Here is a 16,863-nt window from a genome sequence, read left to right as displayed (position 1 = left end):
CGGAATGGGTTCGGCTTATTTTTCAGAGAGCATATAGCCTACACTACGAACCGTCTTGATCAGGTGCTCCGCATCCTTCAACGCCTTGCGCAGGCGCAGCACGTGAACATCGACCGTACGTTCCTCGATGACGACGTGGTCGCCCCACACCTTGTCCAGCAGCTGGTTGCGCGAGAACACCCGTTCCGGATGCGCCAGCAGGAACTTCAGCAGCTTGAATTCGGCGTGGCCGATGTCGATCTTGTCGCCCTGCAGCGTAACGCTGCAGCTGATCGGATCGAGCGTGATCGGTCCGGCGCTCATCAGCGTCTGCGAATGCTCGGGCGTCTTGCGGCGCAGCAGCGCATTGATGCGCGCCGTCAGCTCGCGCGGCGAGAACGGCTTGGTGACATAGTCGTCGGCGCCGTTGTCTAGGCCGGCGATCTTGTCCTCTTCCATGCTCTTGGCCGTCAGCATGATGATCGGCAGTTCGTTGAACTGGCGGTCGCTGCGGATGCGCGACAGCAGGCGCAGGCCGCTCTGGTCCGGCAGCATCCAGTCCAGCAGGATCAGTTGCGGCAGGCGCTGCTGCAGGAATTCCCACGCTTCGGCTGCATTCTGCGCGGAAGCGACGTTCCAGCCGGCGCCTTTCAGTGTGAACGTCACCAGTTCGATGATGGGCAGTTCGTCTTCGACAATCAGGATCGTTGGTTTTTCAGCGGGCATATTCGATTAGCTGGCGGTACGTTCATCCAGGCGGGAAGCCGCATAGTCGGTATGACGGATATCCTTGCCTTCGACAATGTAGATCACGTATTCGGCGATGTTCTTCGCATGATCGCCGATGCGCTCGATCGCCTTGGCCACCCACAGCGTATCCAGCGCGCTGGAGATGGTGCGCGGGTCTTCCATCATGAAAGTGATCAGCATGCGCATGACGGAGCGAAACTCGTGATCGATCGCCTGATCCTGCGCAATCAGCCTGATCGCCTGCTTGCCGTCCAGGCGTGCGAAAGCATCGAGCGCATCATGCAGCATATTACCTGCACTGGTGGCCATGACGCGAATCGTTTCGTAATGGTTGACGGCCGTCACGCCGCGCTCGCTGATGGTTTTGGCGGCACGTGCAATCTTGGACGATTCGTCACCCACACGCTCCAGGTCGGTGATGACCTTGATCGTCGCCATCACGGTACGCAGATCGTTGGCGGCCGGCTGGCGCTTGACGATCAGGTGGCTGCACGCGTCGTCGAGCGAGACCTCGAGATTGTTGACGTTTTCGTCCGCCTTGATGATCTGGTCTGCCTGCGCCACGTTGCCGCTGCGGAAAGCGGAAATGGCATCCTGAAACTGGCTTTCGACCAAGCCGCCCATCAACAACACCTTGGAACGGATGGTTTCCAGATCCATGTCGTATTGCTTGGAAGAGTGTTCGCCTGTCATGGTTTCTCCTGAATATTCGTTTAACGGGTCGCTCGCTGATGTCGTGCGTCGCGTCGTTCTTGCATTTCTTCTCGTCGCGATCAGCCGAAGCGGCCGGTGATGTAATCCTGCGTATCCTTCTTGGCCGGATTCATGAAGATCTGATCCGTCTCGCCGAATTCGACCAGCTCACCCAGATACATGTAAGCGGTATAGTCGGAGCAGCGCGCCGCTTGCTGCATGTTGTGCGTGACGATGGCGATTGTATAGTCGCCCTTCAGTTCGCTGATCAGTTCCTCGATCTTCGCCGTGGAAATCGGGTCCAGCGCCGAGGTCGGTTCGTCCAGCAGCAACACGTCGGGCTTGACCGCCACGCCGCGTGCAATGCACAGGCGCTGCTGCTGACCGCCGGACAGCGACAGGCCGCTCTTGTTCAGCTTGTCCTTCACCTCGCTCCACAGCGCTGCCTTGTTCAAAGCCCATTCGACGCGCTCGTCCATTTCGCCCTTCGGCAGGTTTTCGTACAGGCGCACACCGAAGGCGATGTTGTCGTAGATCGACATCGGGAACGGCGTCGGTTTCTGGAACACCATGCCGACCTTGGCACGCAGCATGTTCACGTCCTGCCCCGGCTCGAGGATGTTCGCGCCGTGATACAGGATGCGGCCTTCCGCGCGCTGGCCCGGATACAGGTCATACATGCGGTTGAAGGTGCGCAGCAGCGTCGATTTGCCGCAGCCGGATGGGCCGATGAAAGCCGTCACCTTCTTGTCGTGAATGTCCAGGTTGATGTTCTTCAGGCCCTGGAAGCCGCCGTAGTAGAAGTTGAGATTCTGGATCTCGAGGGTCTTTTTGTTGATCATGTCCGCAGACGTTTGCGTAGTCATAGAGTGTGCCCGGAAGAATTCAGTGATTGATCTTTTGGTTGAACATCGAACGCGACAGGATGTTGAGCGCCAGCACGCTGAACGTGATCAGCAGCGCACCGCCCCATGCCAGCGCGCGCCAGTTTTCATACGGGCTCATTGCGAACTGGTAGATGACGACCGGCAGATTGGCCATCGGCGCGTTCATGTTGGCGCTGTAGAACTGGTTGTTCAGCGCGGTGAACAGCAGTGGCGCCGTTTCGCCGGAAATGCGTGCCACTGCCAGCAGCACGCCGGTGATCACGCCGGCCTTGACCGCACGCAGCCGCACGAAGGTGGAAACACGCCAGCGCGGTGCCCCCAGCGCGAATGCCGCTTCCCGCAGGCTGGTCGGCACCATGCCGAGCATGTTGTCCGTGGTGCGCACGACGACCGGAATCGCGATCAGCGAAATCGCGAAGCTACCGGCCCAGCCGGAGAAGTGCTGGACGTTCGCCACGTAAATCGCATAGACAAACAGGCCGATCACGATGGACGGCGCCGACAGCATGATGTCGGTCACGAAGCGCGTGACTTTCGCGAACAGGCTGACTTCGCCGTATTCGGCCAGATAGACGCCGGCCAGGATGCCGATCGGCGTGCTGATCAGCGTTGCCGCGCCCACCATCAGCAGGCTGCCGACGATGGCATTCATCAGGCCACCGCCTTCGCTGCCCGGCGCCGGCGTGGTTTCGGTAAAGATCGCCACGTCGATTGCGCCCACGCCCTTGACGACCAGCGTGAACAGAATCCACATCAGGAAGAACAGGCCGAGCACCATGGCCAGGAACGACAGCGTGATGCCAACGCGATGGATGAACAGGCGTTTGCGGTAGACGGGATTGACCTGCTCTTTTTTCATGACGGTATCGGTCATTTTGCGCCCTCCTTGCGGGCCATTCCCATCAGCATCAGCTTGGCAGCCGACAGGACGAGAAAAGTAATCACGAACAGGATCAGGCCAAGCGCAAACAGCGACGACACATGCAGCGTCGTCTCCGCTTCGGCGAATTCGTTCGCCAGCGTCGACGCGATACTGTTACCGGCCGCGAACAACGACCACGACAGCTTGTGCGCATTGCCGATGACGAAGGTAATCGCCATCGTCTCGCCCAGCGCGCGGCCCAGACCCAGCATCACGCCGCCGACCACACCGATGCGCGTATAAGGCAGTACCACCTTGCGCACGACTTCCCATTTGGTGCAGCCGAGTGCATAGGCCGACTCCTTCAGCACCGGCGGCACGATCTCGAACACGTCGCGCATCACCGAAGCGATGAAGGGAATGATCATGACGGCGAGGATGATGCCGGCGGCCAGGATGCCGATGCCCATGTGCGGGCCGGAAAACAGGTTGCCGATGATCGGCAGCTTGCCCAGTGTTACCGCCAGCGCCGGCTGAATGACTTCGGAAAACAGCGGCGCGAAGACGAACAGGCCCCACATGCCGTAGATGATGCTGGGTACACCGGCCAGCAATTCGACCGCAGTGCCCAGCGGGCGCTTCAGCCAGGCCGGGCAGATTTCAGTCAGGAACAATGCGATGCCGAAGCTAACCGGAAACGCGATCAGCAAGGCGATAAGCGAAGTAACCAGCGTGCCGACGATCGCGATCGCCGCACCGTACTGGTCGTTGACGGGATCCCATTCGATGCTGGTGATGAATGGCAGGCCGAATTCCTTCAAGGCCGGCCACGCGCCGATCATCAGCGAGGCGATGATGCCCAAGAGGACAAGCAGCACGCTCAATGCGAACAGGAAGGTAACCTTGTGAAACAGAAAATCCTGCAAACGCTGTCGGCGCATCGTGGCCATCAGCGACTTGCTGAAAACGGCGCCCTGGGTTTTGGCATCCTGGCCCATCATGGCCGGAGCGGAAAGAGTATCGGGACGTGCGCTCATGGTTTTTTCAGTGGAATTGGGCCGGGGCAAAGCGGAACCCTTGTCGGATTTCGTCATTGCAGCCGGCCCGTTATGTTAAGCAGCGTGAAACGTCGATTACCAGATCGCCTTGCCGGAAGCGTCCTTGATGTCGGCTTTCCAGGCGTCCTGCACCAGTTTCACGACAGACTCAGGCATTGCGACATAGTCCAGTTCGGAAGCCATTGCGCCACCGTTCTTGTACGACCAGTCGAAGAACTTCAGGACTTCCTTCGCACGTTCAGCCGAAGCTTGCGATTTGTGCATCAGGATGAACGAAGCACCGGTGATCGGCCAGCTGGCTTTGCCCGGCTGGTTGGTCAGCACGATTTGCATGCCCGGGGTCTTGGCCCATTCAGCGCCGGCAGCAGCTGCCTTGAAGCTTGCGTCGTCAGGCTGGACGAAATTGCCGTCGCGGTTCTTCAGCTGCGTGTGCGACAGCTTGTTCTTGTGCGCATAAGCGTATTCGACGTAACCGATCGAACCCTTGATACGCTGCACGTTGGCGGCGACGCCTTCGTTACCCTTGCCACCTACGCCGACCGGCCATTTGACAGCCGTGCCTGCACCGACTTCATTCTTGAAATCGGCATTGGTTTGCGACAGGAAGTTGGTCCACAGGAAGGACGTGCCCGAACCGTCCGAGCGGTGGACGACGGTGATGTCGCTGTCCGGGAGCTTCACGCCTGGGTTGATCGCACTGATCTTGCCGTCGTTCCACTTGGTGATCTTGCCCAGATAGATACCGGCCAGCACGTCCGGCGTCATCTTCATCTGGCCTGGCGCCACGCCGTCCAGGTTGACGATAGGCACCACGCCGCCCATGATGGCAGGAAACTGCACCAGGCCTGCTTCCTGCAGGTCTTCCGGTTTCAACGGCATGTCGGATGCGCCGAAGTCGACGGTTTTCGCCTTGATTTGCTTGATGCCGCCGCCGGAGCCGATCGACTGATAGTTCAGGCCGGTGCCGGTTGCTGCTTTATAGGATTCTGCCCATTTCGAATAGATAGGGTACGGGAAGGTTGCGCCGGCGCCGGTGATGTCTGCCGCCATTGCCGAAGTGATCGTCAAAGCCGCACCTGCAGCGATGACAGCGGATTTCACGAAGAGATTCAATCGCATAACTGCTCCTTAGATAAATAACCAACTTGGTGAGACATGCGAGACTCTACCCAGCAAATATGACAGCTTTATGACGCCGCAAAATTCGTGTCATAAATGCGAAAAATCACGATTTTCCTGTCATCAAGTTGTCATAAACGACTAATAGACTCAGCGTGTCTTCATGAAGAAATCCAGGAAAATGCACAAGAAAGCCGTACTTGAGATCGTGCCGGCCCATGTTCCGCCGAAGTCTGCCATTTATCTGAATCGTGAGCTGTCGCAACTGGCTTTCAATCGGCGCGTACTGGCACAGGCCGAAAATCCGAATGTGCCGCTGCTGGAACGCCTCAAGTATCTCTGCATCGTCAGCAACAACCTCGATGAATTGTTCGAGGTGCGCATTGCCAGCCTGCTGGCGAACAACCATATGGAAGTCGAGCCGTCCGAAGTGCCGGCGATCTCGGCTGCGTTGAGTATTGCCGGAGCGGAATGCCATCGACTGGTCGAACACCAGTATCGCGTATTGAATGAAAATATCCTGCCGCAGCTGGCGCAGCAAGGCATTTATTTATTACGCGATCAGGACCGCAGCGACGAGCAGCGCGCCTGGGTCAAGCAGTATTTCGACCGCGAAGTCCGCCCGCTACTGACGCCGATCGGCCTCGATCCCGCGCATCCCTTCCCGCAGGTCGTCAACAAGAGCCTGAACTTCATCGTCGAACTGTCCGGCAAGGATGCCTTCGGCCGCGGCACCGGGATTGCCATCCTGAAAGCGCCGCGTGTTTTGCCGCGCGTCATCCAGTTGCCGCCGGAGCTGTCGAAGGACGGCATCGCGTTCTGCCTGCTGTCTTCCGTCATCCACGCGCACATCAACGATCTGTTTCCCGGCCGCGAAGTCATGTCGTACTCGCAATTCCGCGTCACGCGCAACAGCGATCTGTGGGTGGACGAGGAAGAAGTGAAGAATTTGCGCCAGGCGCTGCAGGGCGAATTGCAAAGCCGCAACTTCGGCGTCGCAGTACGGCTGGAAGTCGCGAAGAATTGCCCGCAACAGTTGTCCGATTTCCTGCTGCAGCAATTCTCGATCGACAAGTCGCGGCTGTACGCGGTCGACGGTCCGGTGAATCTGGTGCGCCTGTCGGAGATCATCGATCACGCGTCGAAACCGGAACTGCGCTTCCCGCCCTACTCGCCGACCTACCCGCCGCGGTTGGCCAATGTCGACCTGTTCGCCGCCATCCGCAAGCAGGACGTGCTGCTGCACCATCCGTATCAATCGTTCCAACCGGTGCTGGAATTTGTGCGCGAAGCGGCGCTCGATCCGGACGTGGTCGCCATCAAGCAGACCATCTACCGCACCGGCATGAACTCGGACCTGATGGAATCGCTGATCCTGGCCGCCCAGCGCGGCAAGGAAGTGACCGTCATCGTCGAGCTGATGGCGCGCTTCGACGAAGAAGCCAACATCAACTGGGCCGACCGACTGGAGCGTGCCGGCGCGCAGGTGGTCTACGGCGTCGTCGGCCTGAAGACGCACGCCAAGCTGGCGCTCGTCATTCGCCGCGAGGAAGGCACGTTCCGCTATTACGCCCACCTCGGCACCGGCAATTACCATCCGAGTACGACCAAGTTCTATACCGATTTCGGCCTGATGACAGCCAATCCGGCGATCTCGACCGAGGTCAACGAAGTTTTCATCCATCTGACCAGCCTGACCAAGCCGAAAACGCTGCACCACCTGTGGCTGGCGCCGTTCGCGCTGCAGAAGGAATTCATCCGCGCCATCCGCAACGAAGCCAAGATCGCGAAAGCAGGCCGCCCAGGCCGCATCATCGCCAAGATGAACGCGCTGCTGGATGAATCGGTGATCCGTGCGCTGTACGCTGCTTCTGCCGACGGCGTGAAAATCGACCTGATCGTGCGCGGCGCCTGCGCCCTGCGTCCCGGCGTGCCAGGCCTGTCGGAAAACATTCGCGTGCGCTCCATCGTCGGCCGCTTTCTCGAACACAGCCGCATCTATTACTTCCGCAACGATCTGGCGCACGACGTCTACCTGTCCAGTGCCGACTGGATGAACCGCAACCTGTTCCGCCGCATCGAGGTCGCCTTCCCTGTTCTTGATCCCGCATTGAAGAAACGCGTCATCAACGAAGGCCTGAATCCCTACCTGAAAGATAACGTCAACGCCTGGGAACTCGACTCGGACGGCAACTATCACAAGAGAAAGCCGCGCGGAAAACTGGCCGCGTTCGGCGCGCAGCAATATCTGATGCAGATACTTGGCACCCCTGTGGAGTAAAACGATGGAACTGATCCTGTGGCGACATGCGGAAGCGGAAATGGGTGAGCCCGATGAAGGCCGCGCGCTAACGGCCAAGGGTCACAAGCAGGCGTCGAAGATGGCCGAATGGCTGGACCGCAACCTGCCCAACAGCTGCCGCATCATGGTCAGCCCCGCCACGCGCGCCGTGCAGACCGCCGAAGCGCTGGGCCGCAAGTTCAAGATCGTTCCCGACCTCGCCCCCGATTCGACAGCCGAACGGATACTCGCCGCCGCGCACTGGCCGGACAGCCGCGAGCCGGTGCTCATCATCGGCCACCAGCCGACGCTGGGTCAGGTCGCCGCCACGCTGCTAACCGGCACGCCACAGGACTGGACGATCCGCAAGGGCAACATTTGGTGGATCGTGCAGCGCGAGCGCGAAGGCGTGACCGAACATTTCATCCGATCGGTGATGGGACCCGATCTTGCAAAATGATTTGGCGAAATGGTGTGAAGCAAGGCTGAAATACTGAAGTAAAGCCGCTGAAACAATGACGGCAAAGTAATGCCGTCATCATGCCGAAGCTCATCAATCCGATGCCGGCATCAAAACGACAAGCGGGGGCAAACGCCTCCCGCTTTTTTCATTTCTTCCAACCGACGGTCAGGCAATCGACGAGCGCACCGCCGGCAATGCCTTGACGCCGCGCACTGGATGCAGATGCCGCACAAACTGCTGCGTCGCCTCTTCCCACGAATAGCAGAGCGCATGCTCGCGCACCGTCGAGCGTTTCATGCCAAGCGCTGCAAAGCAGGCCTTGGCCAGATCCTCGTCCAGCATGCCCGACTTGCCATGCGCCACCACGTCCACCGGCCCTTCGACCGGATAGGCCGCCACCGGCACGCCGCAGGCCATCGCCTCGATCATGACCAGGCCGAAGGTATCGGTATGGCTGGGGAACACGAACACGTCGGCGCAGTTGTAAAAGGCCGGCAGCATCTCGTGCGTCTTCGCGCCGAGGAAGCGCACATGCGGATACTTCGCCTCCAGTTCCTCGCGCATCGGGCCGTCGCCGATCACCCATTTCGCGCCCGGCAGATCCATCTGCAGAAAGGCTTCGACGTTCTTCTCGACCGCGACGCGGCCGACGTACAGGTACAACGGCCGCTCCTGCGTCAACTCCTCGCGCGGGCCCGGCTTGAAATGCTGCGTATCGACGCCGCGGCTCCACAGCACCACGTTGCGGAAACCGCTGCGCTCCAGCGCTTCGCGCATGCGTGGCGTCGGCACCATGACGGATTTCGACGGACGGTGAAACCACTTCAACCAGCGATAGGAAATCGCCAGCGGCAGGCGGAAACGCGCGCGCAGGTATTCCGGAAAGCGCGTGTGATAGGCCGTCGTGAAGTCCAGCCCGTTGTTCAGGCAATAGCGGCGCGCCGCCAGTCCCATCGGCCCTTCGGTGGCGATATGGATGCAATCCGGATCGAACGTTTTCAACGCTGCCGCCACTTTTGCATAGGGCTTGTAGGCCAGCCGGATTTCCGGATAAGTCGGGCAGGCATAGGTGCGCATGTTTTCCGGCGTCAGCATCAGCACCGCGTGGCCGAACGCGCGCAACTGCCGGCGCGTGGCTTTCAGCGTATTGACGACGCCGTTGACCTGGGGTGCCCAGGCATCGGTCACGATGGCGATACGCATGCTTCCTCCATTTTTTGCTTGGCGGCGGCCGACGGCGCAACGATTTCCTGCCAGCTCACCAGCCGCAGTTCGCCGGAATGCTCCTCCACCAGCGCCGACAGGCTTTCCACCCAATCGCCGTCGTTGCAGTAGAGAATGCCCTCGATGCTGCGGATCTCCGGTTTGTGGATGTGGCCGCAGATGACGCCGTCCAGCCCGCGTCGCTGCGCCTCCTCGGCCAGCGCATGCTCGAAGGACGAGATATAGCTGACCGCATTCTTCACCTTCAGCTTCAGATACTGCGACAACGACCAGTACGGCAGGCCAGCACGGGCGCGCCAGCTGTTCAACCATTGGTTCCATTTCAGGATCATCGTGTACAGGCTGTCGCCCACATAGGCCAGCCACTTGGCGCAGGCGATCACGCCGTCGAAACGGTCGCCGTGCAGTACCAGCATGCGCTTGCCCTGCGCCGTCGTATGCACGAGTTCGTCGCGCACGCGGATGCCGCCGAAATCCAGATCGATGAACTGGCGCACCGCTTCGTCATGGTTGCCCGGCACGAAGATGACTTCGGTGCCCTTCTTCGCCTTCTTCAGCACCGTCTGCACCACGTCGTTGTGCGACTGCTCCCAATACCAGCGGCGCTTCAGCTGCCAGCCGTCGATGATGTCGCCGACCAGATACAGCGTCTCCGATTCGGTGCGGCGCAGGAATTCAAGCAGCCGCTGCGCCTGACACCCCGTCGTCCCCAAATGCACGTCCGAAATCCAGATGGTGCGGAAGCGGACCGGTTCGCGCTTGCCGGAACCGGACGCGGTGTCCGCACCGATGAAATCTGCCGTCAGAAAGGGATCGCGTGGTTTCATGCTGGCTGGCTCTCCTTCAGGTAGTGGCGGGCGTAGCGACTGTCCAGTTTGGCGAGCGGCAGCATCATGAACAGATCCGCGCTGTGGAAATCAGGATCCCATGCCGGTTCGCCGCAGATCCAGGCGCCGCTGCGCAGGTAACCCTTGATCAGCGGTGGAATCGTCGGCGCCTGCGTGGCATCGCGATCTTCCAGCGGAAACGGCAGGTGCGGGCGAACACGGTATTCGGTCGGCGCCAGATTGCTTTCGCTGACCTTGCTGTACAGCGCCGCGGCATTGTGGCCGCCGTCCGCCAGGCTGATGCTGGCGCAACCGATCAGGTATTCGCATTTTTCACGCTGCATGAAGGCGGCCAGGCCGGCCCACAGCATCATGATGACGGCGCCGCTGCGATAGGCAGGATCGATGCAGGCACGGCCCGCTTCGGCGATGCGGTTGCGCAGGTGATGCAGGCGACCGAGATCGAACTCCTGCTCGGAGTAGAAACGGCCGGCACGGCGCGCGCCCTGCGGGCTCAGCACGCGATAGGTGCCGACCACTTTCAGCGTTTCGGCATCGCGCACGATCAGGTGATCGCAATAGGCGTCGTATTCGTCGCGATCCAGGCCTTCCGCATTGGCAAGCGCGGTCAATCCCATCGCTTCGATGAACACCTTGTAGCGCAAGCGCTGCACTTCGCGCACTTCTTCCGGCGTGCTGGCGAAGCTCAACGTCAGGCGCGAGGAGGAAGCGGCTGCATCGGCGGAGGTCGTCTGTGTCTGCATGTTTCGTCCTTTGTAGTGTGACGGGACGAAGCGTAACCACCGATTACTTCAGCAAAATGACAGCGTCATGTCAGTTTGATGACACTACAACAGATGAAAAAAGGCCGGCGCGTATTCCCGCGCCAGCCTTGGGTATTGCAACCTGCATTCTCTATAGCAACAGCCGTGTAGTTTGCTTATTTTTCCTTCTTCGGACGGCCTGCCTTGATCGGCGCCAGCGCCTGGATCACGCCATTGAGTTTGCCGATATCCGTCGTGCGGATCAGCACCAGCCCTGCGCGCAGCAATTCGGTCTTCTTGACCGAAACACCCTGCTTCAGGAATGCCTTCTTCACGTCCGCCAGCACCTGGTATTCGGATTCCGGTATCGTGAAACTGTCACGCACCAGCTTGGCCTTCTTGGCCTTTTCCTTCACTTCAGCCTTCGGCTGGCTTTTTGGCGCCGGCTTTGCCGCAGGTTTCGGCGCCGATTTGGTTGGCGACCCGGCCGTCGGTTTCGGAGACTTTACCGAGTTTGCTGCCGACGTTGCAGTCCTGGTGGTCGCCCTGGTTCCCGTCTTTCTGGCAGGCTGTTTCGCCGCAGAGCCGGTTTTCGCCGGCGCAGCCTTTTTCGCCGGTTGTTTTGCCGCCGGCCGCTTTGCTGCCGCCTGTTTCTTCACCGGCGTTTTTCCGGCCGGCTTGCCGGCCGCAACTGGTTTATCCTTCGAAACGGCTACCGTTTCCTTTTGCGCTGCCGGCTTGCCGTCCGACACCTTGTCTGCATTTTCCTTCACACCACCCTCCTCAAGAATAAATCGTATAAATAATATATATAGTTTATTCAATTTAGGCAAGACGTAAGACTGACGCAATTTACGCCCGTTTCCGCTTCGGTCTGCGGCGTCATTCATCAGACCATTCATCAACACGTCACAATCGGCAAGCAGAATCGCGCTCCAATAGGACACCTCTGCGCCAATACATGCTGCCACGCCTTTTCCGCTTTCTCTCCATTGCCTCCACCGCACTGCTGATGACGACCCCGGCCTTCCCGGCCGACGAGCCCGACACCATCGTGGTCGGCCAGGTCATCGACCTTTCCAGCCCGAATGCCGCCATCGGCCGCGATTACGTGGCTGGCATCAAGACCTATTTCGACGCGCTGAATGCGGCCGGCGGCATCAACGGCAAGCGGATACGCTACGTCACGCGCGACGATCAGGCCTCGCCGCAGACAGCCGCACGGATGGCGAGCGAGCTGATCGAGCGTGATCGCGTCGATTACCTGCTCGGCGGCGTCGGTGACGGCGTAACAAGAGGAATCCTGGATGCGCCGGCCTTCAAGCGCAGCCATCTGCAACTGTTCGCGCCGCTGGTGGCATCGACCGGAATCGACAGCCCGCGCGTCGTGTTCTGGCGTCCCGACTATCTGCAGGAAATCCGCCACATCCTGTCGCACTTCGCGCCGCTGGGCATGCAGAACGTCGGCGTCGTCTACCAGGACGATCCCTCTTCGCAACAGGCATTCCAGGCGCTATCCGCCGAACTGAAGCAACGCAAGCTGCAGTTGCGCGGCACGGTGCGCATCGGTGCCGACGAGAAACGCAATGTGCAGGAGATCGAACAGTTGGCTGCCGCCAAGCCCGGCTTCGTCATCGCGATCGGCGATGCGATCGGCACGGCGTTGTTTTTGAAGGAATTCCGCAAATCGGCGCCGCAGACCTTCGTTGCCGGCACTTCGCTGACCAATCTGGAAACGCTGCGCGAACTCGCCGGCCAGCGCGCGGTGGAATGGACGGTGTTTTCGCAGGTCGTGCCCAATCCGAACAACGGCAAGACCGCGCTGCAGCTGGAACACCTGAACATGATGAAGAAGTACCGCGACGAACCGCCATCGGCGCTGACGCTGGAAGGCTTCGCCGTGGCAAAGACACTGGCACTGACGATCCGCCGCAGCAAGCGCCCCGACGGCGCCATGCAGGAACTGACGAAGCCGGGCAGCGTGATCGAGCTCGGTGGCCTGACAGCGGTCGCCAAGCCGGACAACCGGCTGTCTGACTATGTGGATATCGCGCTGTTCATGAAAGGCGCGCTGGTGTTCTGATCAGTGCTGCGGCTTGAAGCGGATGAAACGATAGACGTAGACCGCCACTACGGTCAGCACCACCAGCTTGGACAGCGGATCGACATAGCCTTCGACCACCTCATACTGCGATTCGAGCAGGAAGCCGGCCATCGTCAGCAGCGTGGTCCAGATCAGCGAGCCGATCGTCGAATAGGCGAGAAATGGCAGCATCGGCATGCGCACGATGCCGGCCGGCACCGAGATCAGCGTGCGGATCGCCGGAACCAGACGGCCGAAGAACACCGCAGCGCCCTCGTGTCGCTCGAACCAGTCGGAGGCCATGTCGATATCCGCCGGCGAAACCGTCATCCAGCGGCCGAAACGATTCGCCATCCGCTTCAATCTGTCCTTGCCGAACAAGGCGCCGGCGTAATACCACGGCAGCGCACCGACCACGGAGCCCGCCGTGCCGGACAGGATCACCAAGATCAAATCCAGCTCGCCGCGCGCCGCGACAAAGCCGGCCAGCGGCATGATCAATTCGGAAGGAATTGGCGGGAACACGTTTTCCGCCAGCATCAGCAGAAAGATGCCCAGATAACCGCTTTGCGAGACGATGTCGGTAATGCTGTCGAACAAGATGTACTCCGGAAAAAGTGTGGGAAATATCGCGTCCGCCATTGTAATGCGGCACGTGATCTCTCTATCGTGTAGAAACCTGCGCTGATTCAGAGAGGATGCGCCGGCAAAGGTTCAGCCGACGCTGTGACAATCACGCCAGACGAACGGAAAAATCCACGCCGACCTCGCCCCAGGCCTCCTGCTCCTTGGCGATCCAGTAGGAAACCGTCGGATGGCTTTCCACCCACGCACGCGGCATTTCCAGCTCGATGCGGTTTTTCATCTTCAGGCGTACCGCATCCGGGCCGACATCGATACGCGCATGCATCAGCGTTACTGCCAGCCGCAAGGCCAGCACAGCCTTGGCGAAATCCGCATCGGCCAGGCTGTCGCCGATCTTGCGCAGATTCCCCTTCTGCGCCAGCACGAAGCGCCCCATCGTACGCTGCTCGCGCGTCGTGAAGCCTGACAGGTCGGCGTTCTCGATCATGTAGGCCCCATGCTTGTGATAGCCGCTGTGCGAGACCGACAGGCCGATCTCGTGCAGCAGCGCGCTCCAGTACAGCAAGCGCGCATAGGTATCGTCGTTCGGCTTCAGCAGTGCAAATATCGTCGCTGCAATATGGGCGGCACGATCGGCACGTCCCTCGTCTGCATGAAAACGCCGCAGGAAATCGCGCGCCGACCATTCGCGCCGGTCGCGCAGCGTTGCGCGCAGCTGCAGATCCCACAACACGCCCATCCGCAAGCCGGCTTCCACCGGCTTCATCGAACGGATGCCGAGTTCCTGCATGATGCCGATCAGCGTCGCCAGCCCGCCGGTAATGCTGGTCGCGCGGTCGGCCTTCATGCCGGCCAGATCGATGCGGCTGGCATGGCCGAACTGAATCAGGCGGCGCTTCATCGCTTCCAGGCTCTTTAGCGTCAACTCCGCGCCGTCGCCGATGCCGTTGCGCGCAATCGCATCGGCAATCGCCCGTATCGTGCCGGACGAACCGTAGGCATTCGTCCACGATTTTTCGCGATATTGCGGCGCGGCATCCTCGAAGCGCGAACGTGCGGACAGGATGGCGGCATCGAAGGCGGCCGCATCGATATTGCCGTCCGCAAAGAAGCCGTTCGTCTGCGGCACCGTGCCGATGCTGAACGATTCGACGACCTCGATTTCCGTCCCTTTGCCGAGGATCAGTTCGGTCGAGCCGCCGCCGATGTCCAGCACCAGCCGGCGTTCGTTCGACGGCAAGGCACTGGCGACGCCCAGATAGATCAGTCGCCCTTCTTCCTCGCCGGAGATGATTTCGATCGGATAGCCGATCGCCGCTTCCGCGCGCGGCAGAAAAGCCGAAGCATTCTTCGCAATGCGCATCGTGTTGGTGGCGACCACACGCACCGCATTCAATGGATAAGTGCTCAGGATGGAATTGAAACGGGCCAGTGATTCGACGGCGCTGTCCATCGCCGCGGCAGTCAGATTGCCTTTGTTATCCAGCCCGGAGCCAAGGCGGATCGGATCGCGTGCGCTCTTGATGATGCGCATCGTCTCGCCATCGTGTCGGCCGATATGCAGGCGAAAACTGTTCGATCCCAAATCCACTGCCGCAAACATCTGATCCTTTCAGGCGTGTTTTCCTGTGCGCGGCAGCATCGAGCCGCGACGAAAAGTTCGTGAAGATAATCCTGCATTGTGACCGCTTGATGACGATTCCAGTCGCCAGCAAACTGCGATCGGAATCTCATGTCGAAAAATACGGAAATTATTTATACCATTTTAGCTCTACGTCCGCCAAACAGGAAACACGCCTCATGTTGTGTGTCGCCTGAATGTCAGAAAAATGGCAAATGATCAGTGCCAATCAGTTCGCTACAAAACGCAACTGCACGAATGGCAGTCTGGAGATCGGAAATGCTTCAGCCGAATTTTCTTGCCGCATCCAGCGCCAGTCCGGCGCCAATGCTGCCGAATAGATCGCCTTCGACACGACGTGCGGCAGGCAGCAATGCGGCAATGCGTTCGCGCAGCAGATTCACGCCGCTGGAACCGCCAGTGAAGACGACGGTATCGACGTCGTGCGCGGCGATGCCTGCATCGACCAGCAGGCACGCCACCGTATTTTCGACGGAATCGACCAGCTTGCCGATGGCTTGCTCGAATCTGTCGCGCTTCAGCAGTAGCAACTCCGCCGGCTGCAGGCGATCAAGATGCAATTCGGTCTGCAGTTCCGACGACAGCGCGATCTTGCCTTCTTCCGCCTTCAGCGCCAGCCAGTGGCCGGCACGCTGCTCGATCACGTTCAGCAGACGATCCAGCTTTTCCTTTTCACGTGCATCGCGGTAGATGTCCTTGATCTGCAGCCAGGTCTTCTGCGTGTAGGCCAGATTGATCGTGTGCCAGGTCGCCAGGTTGAAGTAATAGCTGGACGGCACTTCGGTGCCGTTGGACAGGCGCGAACCCAGCCCAAGCAGCGGCATGATGCTGTCCAGACTCATGTATTTGTCGAAATCGGTACCGCCGATATGGACGCCGCCGGAAGCCAGGATATCGCTGCGGCGGTCGGCCTGTTTCGCACGCTGCGGCGACAGGCGCACCAGCGAGAAGTCCGACGTGCCACCGCCGATATCGGCAATCAGCACCAGTTCCTCGCGATCGAGTTGCGATTCGTAGTCGAAAGCGGCAGCGATCGGTTCGTACTGGAATTCGATTTCCTTGAAGCCGACCGATTGCGCGATCTCGTACAGCGTATCCTCGGCCAGCATATCCGCCTCTTCGTCACCATCTACGAAATATACGGGTCGTCCCAATACTGCATTCGTGAATTCGCGCCCCGCCGCTGCTTCCGCGCGGCGCTTCAGTTCACCGATGAACTGCGTCAGCAGCATGCGGAACGGCAACACCGTTCCCATCACTTCCGTCTGATCGTCGATCAGGCCGGTGCCGAGCAGGCTCTTCAGCGACCGCATCAGGCGGCCTTCGTAGCCTTCAAGATAGTTGGAGAGCGCCGCACGGCCGTAGTAAACCTGTTCTTCGTCCGCGTTAAAGAAGACGACGGACGGCAGCGTCACCTTGTCGTCCTCCAGCTGCAGCAGCGGCGATTGCCCCGGCCGATGCCAGCCGAAGGTCGAGTTCGATGTGCCGAAATCGACACCGCATGCGTTTGTCATGGCGCGTTCCATTGGTGAAAGGGCCATGATGATACGGCATTACGGAAAAAGAAGACGGAAGCAGGATGCTTCCGCCGGAAACGGACAGGGAGGACAATACCGAAGCATTGCACTCCCCGTCTTACGGAAAGG

At 59.9% G+C, this 16,863-nt stretch carries 17 protein-coding genes; 4 read left to right on the top strand and 13 right to left on the bottom strand.

Going from position 1 to position 16,863, the window contains the following annotated elements:
- Positions 1-15: 15 nt before the first annotated feature.
- From ACO1VH_RS07580 to pstS, 6 genes are all read right to left on the bottom strand, one after another.
- Positions 16-705 (bottom strand): response regulator, encoded by a 690-nt coding sequence (locus tag ACO1VH_RS07580; RefSeq protein ID WP_486243895.1) that lies wholly within the window; start codon positions 703-705, stop codon positions 16-18.
- Positions 706-711: 6 nt separating this feature from the next.
- Positions 712-1,422: a phosphate signaling complex protein PhoU gene (gene phoU / locus ACO1VH_RS07575; protein ID WP_486243894.1), complete on the bottom strand. Its 711-nt coding sequence runs from the start codon at positions 1,420-1,422 to the stop codon at positions 712-714.
- A gap of 80 nt (positions 1,423-1,502) precedes the next feature.
- Positions 1,503-2,288 carry a phosphate ABC transporter ATP-binding protein PstB gene (pstB, locus tag ACO1VH_RS07570; RefSeq protein ID WP_486243893.1) on the bottom strand — a complete coding sequence of 262 codons (786 nt, stop codon included), beginning with the start codon at positions 2,286-2,288 and terminating at the stop codon, positions 1,503-1,505.
- Positions 2,289-2,307: 19 nt separating this feature from the next.
- Positions 2,308-3,183: a phosphate ABC transporter permease PstA gene (gene pstA, locus ACO1VH_RS07565; RefSeq protein ID WP_486243892.1), complete on the bottom strand. Its 876-nt coding sequence runs from the start codon at positions 3,181-3,183 to the stop codon at positions 2,308-2,310.
- Positions 3,180-4,169 (bottom strand): phosphate ABC transporter permease subunit PstC, encoded by a 990-nt coding sequence (gene pstC, locus ACO1VH_RS07560; RefSeq protein WP_486244229.1) that lies wholly within the window; start codon positions 4,167-4,169, stop codon positions 3,180-3,182. The genes pstA and pstC overlap by 4 nt, the downstream gene beginning before the upstream one ends.
- A gap of 135 nt (positions 4,170-4,304) precedes the next feature.
- Positions 4,305-5,348: a phosphate ABC transporter substrate-binding protein PstS gene (pstS, locus tag ACO1VH_RS07555; protein ID WP_486243891.1), complete on the bottom strand. Its 1,044-nt coding sequence runs from the start codon at positions 5,346-5,348 to the stop codon at positions 4,305-4,307.
- A gap of 181 nt (positions 5,349-5,529) precedes the next feature.
- On the opposite strand from pstS, the gene ppk1 reads away from it, so the two are divergent.
- Together ppk1 and sixA are read left to right on the top strand one after the other, a co-directional pair.
- Positions 5,530-7,629 (top strand): polyphosphate kinase 1, encoded by a 2,100-nt coding sequence (ppk1, locus tag ACO1VH_RS07550; RefSeq protein ID WP_486244228.1) that lies wholly within the window; start codon positions 5,530-5,532, stop codon positions 7,627-7,629.
- A gap of 4 nt (positions 7,630-7,633) precedes the next feature.
- A complete protein-coding gene (sixA, locus tag ACO1VH_RS07545; RefSeq protein WP_486243890.1) occupies positions 7,634-8,089 on the top strand; it encodes a phosphohistidine phosphatase SixA in 456 nt (151 codons plus the stop codon).
- Positions 8,090-8,257: 168 nt separating this feature from the next.
- On the opposite strand, the gene ACO1VH_RS07540 is transcribed toward sixA, so the two are convergent.
- From ACO1VH_RS07540 to ACO1VH_RS07525, 4 genes are all read right to left on the bottom strand, one after another.
- The gene (locus ACO1VH_RS07540; RefSeq protein ID WP_486243889.1) at positions 8,258-9,295 is read right to left on the bottom strand and encodes a glycosyltransferase family 4 protein; all 1,038 of its coding nucleotides are present in this window, start codon (positions 9,293-9,295) and stop codon (positions 8,258-8,260) included.
- The gene (locus ACO1VH_RS07535; protein ID WP_486243888.1) at positions 9,277-10,143 is read right to left on the bottom strand and encodes a UDP-2,3-diacylglucosamine diphosphatase; all 867 of its coding nucleotides are present in this window, start codon (positions 10,141-10,143) and stop codon (positions 9,277-9,279) included. Before ACO1VH_RS07535 ends, ACO1VH_RS07540 begins: the two co-directional genes overlap by 19 nt.
- Entirely contained in the window at positions 10,140-10,907 is a 768-nt protein-coding gene (locus tag ACO1VH_RS07530; RefSeq protein WP_486243887.1) for a GNAT family N-acetyltransferase, read from the bottom strand. The genes ACO1VH_RS07535 and ACO1VH_RS07530 overlap by 4 nt, the downstream gene beginning before the upstream one ends.
- A 176-nt stretch (positions 10,908-11,083) precedes the next feature.
- Positions 11,084-11,323 carry a hypothetical protein gene (locus ACO1VH_RS07525; RefSeq protein WP_486243886.1) on the bottom strand — a complete coding sequence of 80 codons (240 nt, stop codon included), beginning with the start codon at positions 11,321-11,323 and terminating at the stop codon, positions 11,084-11,086.
- Here ACO1VH_RS07525 and ACO1VH_RS07520 point away from each other — a divergent pair.
- Positions 11,307-11,747, top strand: coding sequence for a hypothetical protein (locus ACO1VH_RS07520; protein ID WP_486243885.1), 441 nt, complete (start codon positions 11,307-11,309; stop codon positions 11,745-11,747). The genes ACO1VH_RS07525 and ACO1VH_RS07520 overlap by 17 nt on opposite strands.
- Before the next feature lie 121 nt (positions 11,748-11,868).
- Positions 11,869-12,990, top strand: a complete 1,122-nt coding sequence (locus tag ACO1VH_RS07515; RefSeq protein WP_486243884.1) for an ABC transporter substrate-binding protein — start codon at positions 11,869-11,871, stop codon at positions 12,988-12,990.
- Here ACO1VH_RS07515 and ACO1VH_RS07510 read toward each other — a convergent pair whose 3' ends face one another.
- The 3 genes from ACO1VH_RS07510 to ACO1VH_RS07500 all read right to left on the bottom strand — a co-directional run bounded on the left by ACO1VH_RS07510 (position 12,991) and on the right by ACO1VH_RS07500 (position 16,731).
- Entirely contained in the window at positions 12,991-13,590 is a 600-nt protein-coding gene (locus tag ACO1VH_RS07510; protein ID WP_486243883.1) for a DedA family protein, read from the bottom strand.
- 133 nt (positions 13,591-13,723) lie between these two features.
- A complete protein-coding gene (locus tag ACO1VH_RS07505; RefSeq protein WP_486243882.1) occupies positions 13,724-15,178 on the bottom strand; it encodes a Ppx/GppA phosphatase family protein in 1,455 nt (484 codons plus the stop codon).
- A gap of 302 nt (positions 15,179-15,480) precedes the next feature.
- Positions 15,481-16,731 carry an Hsp70 family protein gene (locus tag ACO1VH_RS07500; RefSeq protein WP_486243881.1) on the bottom strand — a complete coding sequence of 417 codons (1,251 nt, stop codon included), beginning with the start codon at positions 16,729-16,731 and terminating at the stop codon, positions 15,481-15,483.
- Between the last annotated feature and the right edge of the window lie 132 nt (positions 16,732-16,863).

This window comes from Oxalicibacterium sp., from assembly GCF_057353965.1.
This window is presented reverse-complemented; position numbering and strand designations above follow the sequence as displayed.